Source organism: Nocardia ninae NBRC 108245, assembly GCF_007990755.1.
In the GTDB taxonomy this organism is placed as follows: Bacteria; Actinomycetota; Actinomycetes; order Mycobacteriales; family Mycobacteriaceae; genus Nocardia; species Nocardia ninae.
The window spans coordinates 72,433-86,819 of record NZ_BJXA01000035.1 but is presented as its reverse complement, the minus strand read 5'-3'; the positions used below and the strand labels follow the sequence as shown (position 1 = coordinate 86,819).

Sequence of the window (14,387 nt, the reverse complement as noted above, 5' to 3'; positions counted from 1 at the left end):
CGGCGGCCGCGGCGATCGCGGCGCGCACCATGTCGGCGTCCGACGGGGCGGTCATGTCAGCGGGGGAGCTTGTCCAGCACCGCCGCTAGTTCGTCGGCGAAGCCGAGGCGTTGGGCGATCATGCCGAGCTGCTCGTCGGGATAAAGGTCGGTCTCGGCGAGGATGACGCTCAGTACCGGCTCGGGCAGACCCAGATCGGCGAGCACGCCGAGGTCGCCTTCTTCCCACGGCTCGATGTCGTCGAGCTCGTCGGGGTCGATGTCCGGGATTTCCACGTTGAGGGCGTCGAGGACGTCCGCGGCGATGTCGTAATCAATGGCGGCGGTCGCATCCGAAACCAGCATCCGGGTGCCGCTCGGCGCGGGCCGGACGACGATGAAGAACTCGTCATCGATGTCCAGCAGACCGAACACGGCTCCCGAGCTACGCAAGGCCTTCAGTTCGTTTTCCGCGGCGGACAAATCCGTGAGCGCGGCCTGGCTCAACGGGCTGCACCGCCATTTGCCTTCTTCGCGGACAACCGCCACTGCGAACCCTTCTACGTCGTCGTAATCATCCGACGCCGCCCTATTCGTGCCCGAGCGCTGTGCTGCCATGGGCGCAACGGTAGTCTGCCCGACCCGAAATGTTGAAGTCGTATGCGAATCTGTTCCGGTGACTTCGACTGAGAAAGCGTCCGTGTGCGTCCTCGGCACCGGCTTGATCGGCGGTTCCCTGCTGCGCGCGGCCGTCGGCGCCGGGTACGACGCCTGGGGTTACAACCGATCGCCGGCCGGCGCACAGGCCGCGCGGGCCGACGGCTTCGACGTCACCGAGGAGCTGCCCACCGCGCTCACCCGGGCGGCGGCGACGGACGCGCTGGTCGTCATCGCCGTGCCGATGCCTGCGGTCGGGCACATGCTCTCCGCCATCGCCACCTACGCGCCGGATAGTGCGCTGACCGATGTGGTCAGTGTGAAGGCACCCGTCGCCGAGGGGGTGCGTAAGGAGGGTTTGTCGGCCCGCTACGTCGGTGGGCACCCGATGGCGGGTACCGCCGAATCCGGGTGGGCAGCCACCGATTCCGGCTTGTTCCGGGACGCCGTGTGGGCGGTCGGCGTCGACGAAGGCACCCACGTCGAGCCGTGGACCAGGGTCGTGCGGCTGGCGTTGGACTGCGGTTCGGTGGTCGTCCCGATCGTCGCCGACGAGCACGACCGCGCGGTGGCCCGGATCTCGCATCTGCCGCATGTGCTCGCCGAGGCGCTGGCGCTGGCCGGGGCGGCGGGCGGCGGGCTGGCCCTCGGTCTGGCGGCGGGCTCATTCCGGGACGGCACCCGCGTCGCGGGCACCGCACCCGATCTAGTGCGCGCCATTTGCGAACCGAATTCCGGCGCACTGTTGACGGTCCTCGAGGAAACGCTCACCGTACTCGGCGCCGCACGCGACAGCCTGCGCGCCGACAATTCCCTGGCCGATCTCGTCGAAGCCGGACACGATGCCCGGCAACGCTACGAAACCGCGCGCCGATGGGAAATCACCGACATCCGTCCCGGCGACCACAATTGGCTCGCGAGCCTTCGGGATGCCGGACAACGCGGCGGCGTAATCACTCGACTGACCTGATCCCGAAGCACCGCCGAGAAAACGCGACGCGCTGAAAACTCAGATGCGCTCGGCGAGACCCGGGTAGTCGAGCAGGAAGCCGTCCGCGTCGACGGTGACCGTCGCGCTGGAAACCGGGGAAAGCACGCTGATGCCGTCGGCGGCGCTGCTGTAGGTGAGGCTCGCTTCCTGCACCAGCAGGTCGGGCAGGCGCACGTAGACCACCGGGACCTGGACGTCGTGCACCGCGTGCTGCAGGTCGAAGCGGCGGATCGGCAGCGTGTTGAAGAACGGGCTGAGCACTACGTCCACATCGAGCGCCCCGGCGAAGGTGGAGCGCACGTGGCTGCCGCCCGCGTCGACCAGCCAGTAGTTCTCCTCGTCCCTGGCGATGGACGCGTGCCGCTCACCGGCGGCCGTGGTGGTACGCAGCGAGAGCCGCTTGGTGGCGCCGCTCTCGTCGGTGACCAGGTCGTAGGACGCGCTGAACGCCGGGTGGTCGTCGCACGCGCCGCCGATCATGCGACCGGCGGCGCGGATGCGATTGCCGTTCAAGGTCACGCGCACCGACTCCATCCGCGACGCGTTGTGGGCGCGCCAGGTGAGAATCGCCGGCCAACGGGAGGCCGGGGGCGTCTCGGGGCCGGGGGCCTGGCTCTCGGGGGCTGGAGTCGTCACGTATCTACCGTAAGCGACACCGAGCTGTAGTCCGCACCACACCAGCTCGCATCACACGAGGGATTCGCGCCATGCCGCGTGCAGGCTGGCGAACCGACCGGTGCCCGCGATCAGCTCGGCCGGGGTGCCGTCCTCCACGATGCGCCCGGATTCCAGCACCAGCACCCGGTCGGCGATGGCCACCGTGGACAGCCGGTGAGCGATGATCACCGCGGTGCGCTCGCGCAGCACCGTTTCCAGTGCCCGCTGCACCAACCGCTCGCTCGGGATGTCCAGGCTGGACGTGGCTTCGTCCAGCACGATCACCGCCGGATCCGCCAGGAACACCCGGGCGAACGCGACCAGCTGACGCTGCCCCGCGGAGAGCCTGCCGCCGCGCTTGCGCACGTCGGTGTCGAAGCCCTCCGGCAGCGCCTGCACGAAGTCGTACAGGCCGACGGCGCGGGCCGCCGCGAACACCTCCTCGTCGGACGCGTCCGGCCTGCCGAGCCGGATGTTGTCGGCCACCGAACCGGAGAACAGATAGGACTCCTGCGTGACCATCACGACATTGCGGCGCAGATCGACGTCGGAGATCCGGCGCAGATCGATGCCGTCCAGGGTGACCACGCCGTCGGACGGGTCGTAGAACCGCGTCAGCAGCTTGGCCAGCGTCGACTTGCCCGCGCCGGTGGCACCGACCAGCGCGACGACCTGTCCGGCCGGGATGTCCAGGGAGAACTCCGGCAGCACTTGACGTTCGGTGCCGTAGCCGAACGACACCCGATCCATCAGGACCGCACCCTCGGCCTTCGCCAGCGGCGTCGGATCGGTCGGCTCCACCACCGAGGGCTCTTCCTCGAGCACGCCGGAGATCTTCTCCAGTGCCGCGGCCGCGGACTGATACGAGTTGAACACCTGGGCGAGTTCATCGAGCGGACCGTAGAACTCGTTGAGGTACAACAGGTATGCCGCGAGCACGCCCACCGCGAGATTGCCCTCGATCACCTGCCAGGCGCCGACCAGGATGATGATCACCGTGGTCAGGTTGCCGAGCAGCCTGGTCAAGCCCGCGTAGTCGCCCATGCCGCGCATGGCCGTGGTGGTCGCCTGCTGATATTCGGCGTCCTCGTAAGCCAGCACCGACTCGTTGCGCTGCTCGCGGCGGAAGGTCTGCACGGCCCGCATGCCGCCCATCGACTCGACGAACTGCACGACCACCTTCGCGATGGCGCCACGGGTGCGGCGGTAGCCTGCCCGCTGCCTGCGCTGCGCCCACCGGGTGACGAACACCAATGGCACGAAACCGATCAGCACGATCGCGGCCAGCATCAGATCCAGGTAGATCAGCAGCGCCGCGATGGTCACCACCGAGAGGATCGCGCTCAACGCCTGGTTCAGCGCGCTCTCCAGCAGTTCCTGCAGCGTCTCGATGTCACCGGTGAGGCGCGCGACGACCTTGCCCGAGGTGTACTTCTCGTGGAAGGCGACGCTCAGCCGCTGCATGTGCGTGAATGAGCGCACCCGCAGGTCGAACAGCACGCTCTGGCTGAGCCTGCCGGACACCCGCAGGAACAGGAAGGTGGTCGCGATGCCGAGCAGCACCGCGCCGAGGTACCCGCCGACCGTCCAGGTCAGCGGGGCCCAATTCCCTTGGCGACCTTCGGCTATGCCTTTGTCGAGCCCGTACGCGACGAACAGCGGCGCCGAGACCATCGCGGCGTTGTCGACCACGATGAGCACCAGCGCGAACGCCGCCAGCTTGCGGTAGGGCCGGACCAGGTCGAGCAGCAGTCGGCGAGATCGCTCGGCCAGCACCAGGTTTCCGGCCTGGGTGACCTCCTTGTCCTCGCTGGCGATGCCGCGCCAATCGGCGGCTTCGTCGCGTGGTTTGTCCAGGACCGTCGAATTCTCGGTGGTAGTCCCATCTTTCGACGTAACTGTCTCCGTGCTCACCGCTGTTCACCTCCCATCAGGTCGCGGTATCGGCTGCTGGTGCGCAGCAGGTTGTCGTGGGTGCCTTCGGCGACGATCCGGCCCTCGGCCAGCACCGCCACCCGGTCGGCCAGCGCGGCCGTCGAGGGCCGGTGCGCGACCAGCAGCGTCGTCGCGCCGGCCAGCACGGTGCGCAGTCGCTCCTGCACCCGTTCCTCGGTCTCCACGTCGAGCGCGGACAGCGGGTCGTCGAGCACCATGATCCGGCTGCGACTGCCCGGGCCAGCCCCGCTCAGCACGGCGCGAGCCAGCGCGAGCCGCTGCCGCTGGCCGCCGGACAGACTGAGTCCCTGCTCGCCGATCCTGGTGTCGAGTCCCCACGGCAGGTTGTCGACGAACTCGGTGGCCTGCGCGACATCCAGTGCGCGCCGCACATCGGCGTCGGTGGCCGTCGGGTCGCCGAGCGCGACGTTCTCCCGCACGCTCGCCGAGAACAGCACCGGATCCTCGAACGCGACCGAGACGAGCGAACGCAGATCGCTCAGCCGCATGGACGCGATGTCGATGCCGTCGATGGTGATCGCGCCGCCGGACAGGTCGTAGAGCCGTGGAATCAGGTTGAGCAGCGCGGTCTTTCCGCTGCCGGTCGCACCGACCAGCGCAACCGTCTCGCCGGGCCGAATCTTGATCGAGACATCTTGCAGTACTGGCGATTCCGCGTCGGGAAAAGCGAATTTCACGCCTTCCAAGCGCAATTCGCCGACCATTGTCTCCGGCAACTCGACCGGATCGGCCGGGTCGGTGATATCGACGGGCGTGTCGATGATCTCCCAGTACCGGTCCCCCGCCGTGCGGGCATCGTTCAACTCGGCCAGCAGGAAGCCGGTCCAGATGATCGGCCACTGCAGGAAGTTCGCCAGCGTGATCGCCGCGACCAAGGTGCCCAGCGTCATCGAGCCCTGCACCACCGCATAGCCGCCGAAACCGAGCGCGAACGCGATCGCCAGCTGCGGCAGACCCGTCATCGCCGACCACAGCCGCGCGTCCAGCCGCACCTTGTGCAGCTCGGTCTGCTGGAGTTCGCGCGATTGGGCGAGGAAGCGCCCACCGAAGAACGCACCGCGCCCGAACGCCTTCAGCACCCGCACACCCTGCGCCGACTCCTCGGCGATGGTGGCCAGGTCACCCGACTGGTCCTGGGACTTCCGCGACGCCAACGAGTACTCGCGCTCGAAGCGAATGCAGATGTAGGTCAACGGAATCGAGATGATCGCGAAGATCAGCCCGACCTGCCAGCTCAGCCACACCAGCACCAGCAGGCCGACCGGGATCAGGATGATGTGGATGATCAGGAACGGACCGGCGAACGCGACGAAGCGACGCAGGGTGGCCATGTCGTCGACCGCCCTGGACAGCAGCTGACCCGACTCCCAGGCCTCGTGCCGTCCGATCGCCAGTGACTGCAGCTTGCGAAAGATCTTGGCGCGCATGGTGATCTCGACCATCGACGCCGGCTTGGACACCAACCAGCGGCGCCCCCATACGCCGAGGGCTTCCAGCAGGCCGAGCACAAACACCAGCAGCACCGGCGCGACGGCCGCGCCGAGATCGCGCTGGGCGATCGGCCCGTCGATGATTTTGGCGATCACCAGGGGGATCACGATCGCGGTCAGCGAGGCGAGGATCGCGAGCGTGGTGGCACCGAGCAGCGCGCGCCGATACGGGCGCACGTACGGCCAGAAACGCCGCAGCGAATGCAGGCGACCCGGCACGGACGCACCGGGCCGCTCCGGTCTGTCGGCCTCCGGATCCACCGTCGCGACATCAAGTGCAACCGACATAGTTCCCCCTCGAGGTCTGTGGATGGCAGTGTCGAGAACCCGGACACTCGGTGATGTTCGCATCGAGGTCCGACATCTCAGAGTGGCAGCATCACCTGGGCCAGCCAACTGGTTTTCCGCGTCGGCCGATACCGCAGCATCGGTATCCGTGCTGGATATCACGGTCTGCCCACAGGTCACGACAACCTTCATGAGCCAAGCCAACAACCTCGAGCAACCTCGAGGTCAAGGGTCGATTCGCCGAATAGACTCCGCGGCATGCTGATCGTCGCCGGGTATCTGAAGGTCACCGACCGGGACCGCTATCTCGCCGCCTGCCGCGAGGTGGTCGAACTCGCCCGCGGCACCGACGGCTGCCTGGACTTCACCCTCGGGGCCGATCTGGTCGAGCCCGATCGCGTGAATATCTACGAGCGCTGGACGACCAGGGCCGCGGTGGACAGGTTCCGTGGCACTGGAACGACAAACGACCTCGGCGCCCACATCGTGGGCGCCGAGGTCAGTGAATTCGACTGTGCGAACGAGGTGCGCCTCTAGCGAACGCCCGCGCTCTCCCGCTCCTCTGCGGGAGCGTCCGGGAAAGCTTGCTGCTGATATCCGCCGCGCAGGGTGCCATCCAGGTACGCGGCCCGGCAGGCCCGTCGGGCGATCTTGCCGCTGGAGGTCCGCGGGATCGAACCCGCGGGCACGAGCAGCACATCGCGCACGGTGACGCCGTGCCGCTGCGAGACGGCCGCCCGCACCGTGTCCGCGACCGGTTCGGTCTCCAGCTTGCCCGCGCCGGTGTTGCGTTCGGCGACGATCACCAACTGCTCGGAGTTGTCGTCGGCGTCGAACTTCAGCCCGGAGTGACTGCCCTTCTCGAAGACCAGCGCAGGCAGTTCGTTCGCGGGTACCGAGAAGGCCGCGACGAAACCGGGTCGCAGTGCGGTGCTGGATTCCTGTGCCGAGAACTCCAGGTCCTGCGGGTAGTGATTGCGACCGTCGACGATCACCAGGTCCTTCACCCGGCCGGTGATGTACAACTCGCCGTCGAGGTAGGCGCCGTAATCGCCGGTGCGCATCCAGTGGGCGTCCTCCGGTGTGCCCTCCGCATGGCTGCCCGTCGGCTGCCGAGCCGCGAGCTTGGCCTGGAAGGTGGCCTCGGTTTCCTCGGGACGCCCCCAGTAACCGATGCCCATGTTCTCGCCGTGCAACCAGATCTCGCCGACCTCACCGTCGGCCCGCTCGACGCCGGTCTCCGGATCGACGATCGTGGCCCACTGCGACAAAGCCACATAGCCGCAGGACACCTGCGCGATCGAGTTCTCCGCGCCCTCTTCGACCTGGACCATCCGGCCCGAATTGAGCTGGGCGCGATCGACATACACGACCCGCGCCTCGTCCTCGGCCTTGGTCGCGGACACGAACAGCGTCGCCTCGGCCATGCCGTAGCACGGCTTGATCGTCGTCTTCGGCAACCCGTACGGCGCGAACGCCTCGTTGAATTTCCGCATCGACGACACCGACACCGGTTCGCTGCCGTTGATCAACCCGATCACATTCGACAGGTCGAGCTCTTCGCCCGGTTTCGGCTTACCGCGCGCCGCGGCGTGTTCGAAGGCGAAATTCGGTGCCGCCGCGAAAGTTCCGGCCCCGTCGGAGGCGGCGGCCAGTTCTTTGATCCAGCGGTACGGACGACGCACGAACGCGCTCGGCGACATGATGGTGATGAATCCGCCACCGACGGTCGGCAGAATCACGCACAGCAGGCCCATGTCGTGGAACAGCGGCAGCCAGGTGACGCCGCGCGAATTCTCCTTGACACCAATCGCATCGATCATCTGCAGCAGATTCGTGCCGACGGCCCGGTGCGTGATCTCCACGCCCGCAGGCGTTCTGGTGGACCCGGAGGTGTATTGCAGGTAAGCGACGCTGTCGATATTGATATCCGGGCGCACCCACGTCGCGCCGACGGTGTCCGGAATCGCTTCCACCGCAATAATCCGCGGCCGCTGTACCGCGGGCAGATGGCGGAAGAAGTTCCGCACACCGCCCGCCGCGGTGCCGACCGTGAGAATCGCGGCCGGCGTGCAGTCGCTGAGCACCGCGGTGAGCCGGTCGGTGTGCCCCTGCTCCTCCGGGTCGAACAACGGCACCGCGATATTGCCCGCGTAGACGGCGGCAAAGATGGAGACGACATAGTCGAGCCCCTGCGGTGCCAGAATCGCTACCCGGTCACCGGGTTTGGTCACCTGCTGTAGCCGTGCCGCAACGGCCCGTAGCCGGACGCCGAACTGTCGCCAGGTCAACTCGTGGTACTCACCGTCGCGTTCCCGCGAATAGTCGATATAGCGGTAGGCGAGGTCGTCGCCGTTCTCCGCGCTGTGCTTGTCGACGAAGTCGATCAGGGTCTTGTCGCCGCGGATTTTGATATTGCCCTGGTCGTCCAAATAGTCGTCGAAGGTCTCGTCGATCATCGCCTTATCCTTTTGCCAAAGCACGCACATGCCGTGCAGTTACACCGAACACAGGTCGATAACGAAGCGTCGGGAAGGCTAGCAGGTGCGCAGCCTTCCGACGCTCAGTACCGCCCGAAGGCGATCGCCACGTTGTGTCCGCCGAAACCGAACGAGTTGTTCACGGCGTAATCGATCCGACCCGGCCTGCTCTGCCCCTTGACCACATCGAGGTCGATTTCAGGGTCCTGATTGTCCAAATTCAGGGTCGGCGGGACGATTCCGTCCCGAATGGACAGCACGGTGATCACCGACTCCAGCGCTCCGACCGCACCGATCGAATGCCCGAGCGCCGATTTCGGTGCGTACACCGACGTGTGACTCCCGATAGCCGACGAAATGGCCTGCGCCTCAGCGGTATCCCCGATCGGGGTGGCGGTGGCGTGCGCGTTCACGTGGGTGACATCCTTCTTGGTCAGCCCGGCCTTCTCGATCGCCCTGGTCATCGCGCGCGCGGCGCCCTTGCCCTCGAGATCGGGCGCGACCAGATGGAAGGCGTCGGAGGTGATGCCCGCCCCCATGATCCGCGCGTGGATGGTCGCGCCGCGCGCCTTGGCGTGCTCCTCGGTCTCGATGATCATCATCGCCCCGGCCTCACCGAACACGAAGCCGTCGCGGTCCTTGTCGAACGGGCGCGACGCGCTCTTCGGATCGTCGTTGCGGGTGCTCATCGCGCGCATCATGGTGAACGCCGCGATCGGCACCGCCTGGATGGAGCCCTCGACACCGCCGGTGACGACCATGTCGGCGTCGCCCATCACGATCATCTGCCACGCGTTGGCGATCGCCTCGGAGCCGGACGAGCAGGCCGACACCGGCGTGACGACGCCCGCGCCCGCGCCGAGCTCGATGCCGACGCAGGCGGCCGAGCCGTTGGGCATGATCCGCTGCACGGTCAGCGGTGAAATCTTGCGGTAGCCACCGTTTTTGATCCGGTCCCGCGCGTCGATGATGTACTCGCCGCCGCCGAGACCGGTGCCGATGGCGACGCCGAGCCGGGTCTTGTCGACCTCCGGGCTGCCTGCGTTGCGCCATACCTCGCGGCACAGGACCGTGGCCATCTGCTCGACGTAGGACATGTTGGTCGCCTCGACCCTGGTGAGGCTCTCGGCGGGCGAGACCTTCAGGTGCCCGCCGATGCGGACCGGCAGTTCGAACTGGTCGATGAAGCTGTCCTCCAGGACGTCGATCCCGCTCTCCCCGTTGAGCAGGCCTTTCCACGTCGAGTCGATATCGCCCGCAATCGAGGTGGTCGCCGCGAGGCTGGTGACCACGACGTTGGGAAAGCTCCTGTTTTTCGAAGGTATCTGCATGTTCGCTCACTTTCCCTAGCGTGACGACTAAGAAATTTGTCGAGCCCAAAACCTTGTGGAGCACAGACGCTGTGTGGAGCAAATGCGTTTCGCATGCGGACGCGCCGCCGAGCACGTGGGGCGGCGTCCGCGCGGATAGCGCTGGAGCGCAGGCAGATCAGCCTGCCGAGCCTGTCATCAGGGCCGCACACATGATCGGCCGATGAGCATTATCGAGCAGCAGCAGACCGATCATGTTGCTGACACGCGGACGGTACCAGGCCACCCTCGGGTTTGCTCCGTCGCGCCGTCATGGCGGTGTTCGCGGACGGCAACCGGCAACTCGAGTAACCTCTGCCGAGCACAGGGGAACCGAGGACGCGAAGAAGGGACAGTCGGTGACGGGCGCGCGGATGGTCGGGCTGTTCGCCGGGATCGGCGGGCTCGAGCTCGGTCTCGCCCGCAATGGCTGGCAGTCCGAGCTGCTGTGCGAGATCGACGCGGGCGCACAAGGCGTGCTGGCCGCCCGTTTTCCCGATGTGCCACTGCATTCCGACATCACCAGTCTGCGCGCGCTACCGGCGGGCACCGAACTGGTCGCGGCAGGCTTCCCCTGCCAGGACCTCTCCCAGGCCGGGCGCACCGCCGGCATCACCGGCAAGCGCTCGGGTCTGGTCGACGAGGTCTTCCGGTTGGTGCGCCGTAAGCGCGGGCCGCGCTGGCTGCTGATCGAGAACGTGCCGTTCATGCTGCAGCTCGGTCGCGGTGCCGCGATGCGCCACATCACTACCGCCCTGGAGGAGCTCGGCTACACCTGGGCCTATCGGGTGGTGGACGCACGCGCGTTCGGCTTGCCACAGCGGCGGCAGCGGGTGCTGATGCTGGCTTCCCGGACCGAGGACCCGCGTGGGGTGTTGTTCGGCGAGGACGCGGGGCCGCGGATCGTCGGCGACGCGGACCGCGATCCGTGTGGCTTCTACTGGACCGAGGGAGTGCGCGGGCTGGGCTGGGCCGTGAACGCGGTGCCGACGCTGAAGGGTGGGTCCGCGCTGGGTATCGCGAGCCCGCCCGCGGTGCGGCTGCCGTCCGGCGAGATCGTCACGCCCGGACTGGTGGATGTGGAGCGGCTGCAAGGCTTCGAGCCGGATTGGACCGCACCCGCGGGTGACGTGCCGGGTATCCGGCAGGGGCATCGGTGGAAGCTGGTCGGCAATGCCGTGAGTGTGCGGATGGCCGGGTGGGTCGGGTCCCGACTGGCCGCGCCGCTGACTCCGCTGCCCGGTGACCAGCCACTACCGCCGGGAACACCGTGGCCGGTTGCGGCCTGGGGACACAACGGGGTGGCCCATCGGGTGGCCGTGTCGACCTGGCCGGTGCACGAGCCGTACGAGGACCTGCGGAACTTCCTGACCGACTCACGACTGCTCTCCGCGCGGGCGACCGCGGGGTTCTTGCGCCGGACCGGCATGGGCAGCCTGCGGTTTCCACCGGGCTTCCTCGATGATGTGGAGAGTCATCTCGATCGGATGGGCGGCTGGGCGGCATGAGCGACTCGCGGGACGGTCTGGACGACGCGCCCGGCGATGCGCGACAGCAACCGGTTGGACGCGCGTCTCGTCCGCTGACCGATGCGGCGACCAGCGCGCGGATGGCGCGGCAGCGGCGCAGCGGGACCAAGCCGGAGCTGGCGTTGCGCAGGGAGTTGCATCGGCGCGGGATGCGGTACTTCGTCGATCGAGCACCACTGCGTGGGCAGCGGCGGCGGGCCGATCTGGTATTTCCGCGACTACGGGTCGCGGTGTACGTCGACGGCTGCTTCTGGCATCGCTGCCCGCAGCATGCGACCGATCCGCGCAACAACGCGCAGTGGTGGGCCGACAAGCTGGCCGGGAACGTGGCGCGGGACCGGGCGACCGATGCGGCGTTGACGGCGGCCGGCTGGCAGGTCGTTCGCGTGTGGGAGCACGAAGACGCGGTGGCCGCCGCCGATCGGGTGCAGGCCGCGCTGGGACACCGACCTAGCGAGACCTGACCCGGACCAGGGTGCGCGGTGCGTGGGCGGCGAGGTAGCTCGACGCCACCATCACCGACATCACGGCTATTCCGGCGGCGGCTGTTGCGAAGCCGATCATGTGGGACCTCCTTGGGAACGCTTCCCTGTCAGCCTGTCGGTCGAACCTGACAGGAGCCTGTGTGCTGGTTGTCAATGGCGTGTGTTTGCCGACGCGCTGACCTACCGTTCGATTATCGGTCCGGCGGCAGGGAGGAGAATGGATCCGTGACGAATAGCCAGGAGGTCGCCGAGCGGCGCACGCGAGTGGCGTCCCTGGCGATCGCAGCGGCAATCCTGGTGGCGGGCGTGTGCTACTCGTCCTGGGTGCTCGAGTTCTTCCTGAAGGTCGACGTCGACCCGGTCAACTCGTTCCTCAGCGAGTTGGATGCCGAAGGTAAGCCCTATCGTGCGGTGTTCGCCACCGCGGACAAGATCGTCGGCGCGCTGTTGATCCCCGCGGCGATCGGCGGACTGCTGGTTTTTCCGCGGCGCCGGTTCACCACGATCGGCTGGGTCGCGCTGCTCTGCTTCGGTGCCGCGACGATCGCCGATGTGTTGCTGCCGCTGCAGGATTGCACGGCGAGCGATAGTGCGTGCGGTGGGGAAAGCGAGCTCTTCCCGCAGTTGCACCAACCGCACGCACTGTCGAGCACCATCGCGGTCACCTCGATCGCCGTCGCCACGTTCGCGTTCAGCCTGGCCGCGTTCCGCTATCACCGCTGGCGGATCCTGCGCGAAGCCGGGCTGGTCGTGCTGGTGGTCGGGTCGGCGGCGACCGTGTGGATGCTGGTCGCCGACAACCTCTCCGGCAATTACGCGCTGGGGATCGCCCAGCGGATCCAGGTCGGTTCGATGTCGCTGTGGCTGATCACGTTGGCCGCGGCGGTGATTCTGGAGGGCCGTGAGTGGACCGATCGCGGCGATTAGCTACTCCACCGTCAGCTTGACCGTGTGTTCCGCGGTCTTCGCGGGCAGCTTGGTGGTGTCGATGAACAAGATCTCGCCGCTGTCCTGGACGCCGTTGGGCAGCGTCTTGGGCTTCAGCGCGAACGGCGGCAGCTCGCCCTTGCTGCCGGCCAGACCGAAGTCGCTGTCGTTGGCGATGTAGAGCGTCGTACCGCCGTCCAGGGTGGCGACGCCCTCGATCTTGTCGTGGCCGAAGAACTTTCCGTCGGCGTCGAGTTCCCGGACCAGGGCCGCGAAGTCGAGATTCTTGGTCTTGGCGGCCGGGGTGACGCCCGCCTTGGTGAGTGCGGCGACACCGTCGGCGGTCGAGACCGAGCCGACCAGCGTCTCCAGCGACTTGCCGTCGATCTGCAGGCCGCGTTCCGGATCGTACTGCGCGCCAGGCACTTTCGCGTCTGGTCCGACATCGGTGGCGCTGGCGATGTCGACGGTCCACAGCTTCTTGTCCGCCTTCGGCGCCAAGCTGCCGTCGCGCTCGTCGATCAGGAAGGTGGTCGCGCTCAGCGCGGTGATCTCCGAGTCGGCGACCTTGCTGCTCTTCGGGTTCTCCAGTGGGACCACGAACTCCTTCAACGCCTTCGTCTTCAGGTCGACGGTGACGATGCGGGTCAGCGGTGTCTCCTTGGCGGAACCGCTGAGGCCGGGCGTGTTCAGGCCACTCTGCATCAGGCCGACGAGGGTGCTGCCGTCGGGGGTGATGGTCAGGCCTTCCATGCCCTGGTTCGGTGTGCGCAGCGAAAGTTCCTTGGGCAGGCCGGATCCCGGTGCGAGCCGCTCGATCTCGGCACCCTTGGCGTCGAAATGCACCAGGAACGGGCCGTATTCGTCGGAGACCCAGAAGGTGCCGTCGGGCAGTGCGACCAGCCCCTCCGGATCGAGGCCGTGATCGGTGGGCGGCAACACATTTCCGGCCAGATCCTTGATCGTTTCGCCGGTGTTCGCGGCGACGTCGACCTGGCCGTTGAACGGCACGCCTGCCGCGGTGTGCAGGTCGATGCTCGATTGCAGCACCGCGCGGGTGCCGACCAGCTTGAACCGGCCGATCTTGGGCACAAAACTCGCTATCGGCGCGAGCTTCTCGTTCTTGCCGGGGCCGTCCACGTTCGGGCCGCGGTCGGTGAGCCCGTAGAACTCGTCCGTGCTGCCCGGCACCGGGGTCCACGCGGAGCCGAAACCGCTGCCCTGCACCGTGGTTCCGCCGAATTCACCCAGCGGCGGAATGTCGGTGGTGTACAGGCGCACCGCGTCGGTGGTGGTCACCTCGAAGGTGTCGGAGCCGCGGTAGCCGGCGTCAGGGGTGTAGACCAGCGCACCGTCCACCCGGCGGCTCAGCTTGCCGTGCTCCGGGTCGGCGATGCGGACGGCGGCGCTGCCACCCGTCTTGTCGAGCAAGTCATCCAGGGAGATCACCAGCGGCTGGTCCGCGGTCGCGGTGAAATCCGCGGGCGAATCCGAGGCGGAACAGCCGACGGCCAGCGCGCCGACACAGAGGACGGCGGCGGCGGTGACGCGAGGACGAGAATGAGCTTTCACCGGGACTGCCTACCCCGCCGATCCGACT

The 14,387-nt window shown here is 67.5% G+C and carries 12 protein-coding genes; 5 read left to right on the top strand and 7 right to left on the bottom strand.

Features of this window, described 5'->3' with window-relative positions; translation table 11 throughout:
• Window positions 1-56: 56 nt before the first annotated feature.
• Window positions 57-596, bottom strand: coding sequence for a tRNA adenosine deaminase-associated protein (locus NN4_RS24130; protein ID WP_107653664.1), 540 nt, complete (start codon window positions 594-596; stop codon window positions 57-59).
• 58 nt (window positions 597-654) lie between these two features.
• Here NN4_RS24130 and NN4_RS24125 point away from each other — a divergent pair, with 58 nt between their 5' ends.
• Complete coding sequence (locus tag NN4_RS24125; RefSeq protein WP_246181049.1) at window positions 655-1,605, top strand: prephenate dehydrogenase; 951 nt, start codon at window positions 655-657, stop codon at window positions 1,603-1,605.
• Window positions 1,606-1,644: 39 nt separating this feature from the next.
• Here the strand turns inward: NN4_RS24125 and NN4_RS24120 are convergent, their stop codons facing one another.
• From NN4_RS24120 to NN4_RS24110, 3 genes are read right to left on the bottom strand one after another with little or no spacing between them, the layout of a single operon-like run.
• The gene (locus NN4_RS24120; RefSeq protein WP_147135568.1) at window positions 1,645-2,262 is read right to left on the bottom strand and encodes a putative glycolipid-binding domain-containing protein; all 618 of its coding nucleotides are present in this window, start codon (window positions 2,260-2,262) and stop codon (window positions 1,645-1,647) included.
• 51 nt (window positions 2,263-2,313) lie between these two features.
• Window positions 2,314-4,140, bottom strand: a complete 1,827-nt coding sequence (locus NN4_RS24115) for an ABC transporter ATP-binding protein (RefSeq protein WP_246181054.1) — start codon at window positions 4,138-4,140, stop codon at window positions 2,314-2,316.
• Between the two features lie 53 nt (window positions 4,141-4,193).
• Window positions 4,194-6,017, bottom strand: coding sequence for an ABC transporter ATP-binding protein (locus NN4_RS24110; protein ID WP_147135563.1), 1,824 nt, complete (start codon window positions 6,015-6,017; stop codon window positions 4,194-4,196).
• 258 nt (window positions 6,018-6,275) lie between these two features.
• Here NN4_RS24110 and NN4_RS24105 point away from each other — a divergent pair, with 258 nt between their 5' ends.
• Window positions 6,276-6,554 carry a putative quinol monooxygenase gene (locus NN4_RS24105; protein WP_147135560.1) on the top strand — a complete coding sequence of 93 codons (279 nt, stop codon included), beginning with the start codon at window positions 6,276-6,278 and terminating at the stop codon, window positions 6,552-6,554.
• Here NN4_RS24105 and fadD32 read toward each other — a convergent pair.
• Window positions 6,551-8,476 (bottom strand): long-chain-fatty-acid--AMP ligase FadD32, encoded by a 1,926-nt coding sequence (gene fadD32, locus NN4_RS24100; RefSeq protein WP_371865692.1) that lies wholly within the window; start codon window positions 8,474-8,476, stop codon window positions 6,551-6,553. The two genes, NN4_RS24105 and fadD32, sit on opposite strands and share 4 nt — an antisense overlap.
• Before the next feature lie 104 nt (window positions 8,477-8,580).
• Window positions 8,581-9,828: a KasA/KasB family beta-ketoacyl-ACP synthase gene (locus tag NN4_RS24095; RefSeq protein WP_147135557.1), complete on the bottom strand. Its 1,248-nt coding sequence runs from the start codon at window positions 9,826-9,828 to the stop codon at window positions 8,581-8,583.
• Between the two features lie 392 nt (window positions 9,829-10,220).
• Between NN4_RS24095 and NN4_RS24090 the strand changes: the two genes are divergently transcribed.
• From NN4_RS24090 to NN4_RS24080, 3 genes are all read left to right on the top strand, one after another.
• Window positions 10,221-11,354, top strand: a complete 1,134-nt coding sequence (locus tag NN4_RS24090; RefSeq protein WP_186818603.1) for a DNA cytosine methyltransferase — start codon at window positions 10,221-10,223, stop codon at window positions 11,352-11,354.
• Between the two features lie 74 nt (window positions 11,355-11,428).
• On the top strand, window positions 11,429-11,839 hold the full coding sequence (locus NN4_RS24085) for a very short patch repair endonuclease (RefSeq protein WP_147135597.1): 411 nt from the start codon (window positions 11,429-11,431) through the stop codon (window positions 11,837-11,839).
• A gap of 246 nt (window positions 11,840-12,085) precedes the next feature.
• Window positions 12,086-12,787 (top strand): DUF998 domain-containing protein, encoded by a 702-nt coding sequence (locus tag NN4_RS24080; protein WP_246181048.1) that lies wholly within the window; start codon window positions 12,086-12,088, stop codon window positions 12,785-12,787.
• Here the strand turns inward: NN4_RS24080 and NN4_RS24075 are convergent, their stop codons facing one another.
• Window positions 12,788-14,359, bottom strand: a complete 1,572-nt coding sequence (locus NN4_RS24075; RefSeq protein ID WP_246181047.1) for an esterase-like activity of phytase family protein — start codon at window positions 14,357-14,359, stop codon at window positions 12,788-12,790.
• Window positions 14,360-14,387 lie beyond the last annotated feature (28 nt).

What these genes read in the sequence shown, in the direction of transcription:
- NN4_RS24130 (WP_107653664.1), bottom strand. Translation starts at nt 596, where the DNA reads ATGGCAGCACAGCGCTCGGGCACGAATAGGGCGGCGTCGGATGATTAC.
- NN4_RS24110 (WP_147135563.1), bottom strand. Translation starts at nt 6,017, where the DNA reads ATGTCGGTTGCACTTGATGTCGCGACGGTGGATCCGGAGGCCGACAGA.
- NN4_RS24105 (WP_147135560.1), top strand. Translation starts at nt 6,276, where the DNA reads ATGCTGATCGTCGCCGGGTATCTGAAGGTCACCGACCGGGACCGCTAT.
- fadD32 (WP_371865692.1), bottom strand. Translation starts at nt 8,476, where the DNA reads ATGATCGACGAGACCTTCGACGACTATTTGGACGACCAGGGCAATATC.
- NN4_RS24095 (WP_147135557.1), bottom strand. Translation starts at nt 9,828, where the DNA reads ATGCAGATACCTTCGAAAAACAGGAGCTTTCCCAACGTCGTGGTCACC.
- NN4_RS24090 (WP_186818603.1), top strand. Translation starts at nt 10,221, where the DNA reads ATGGTCGGGCTGTTCGCCGGGATCGGCGGGCTCGAGCTCGGTCTCGCC.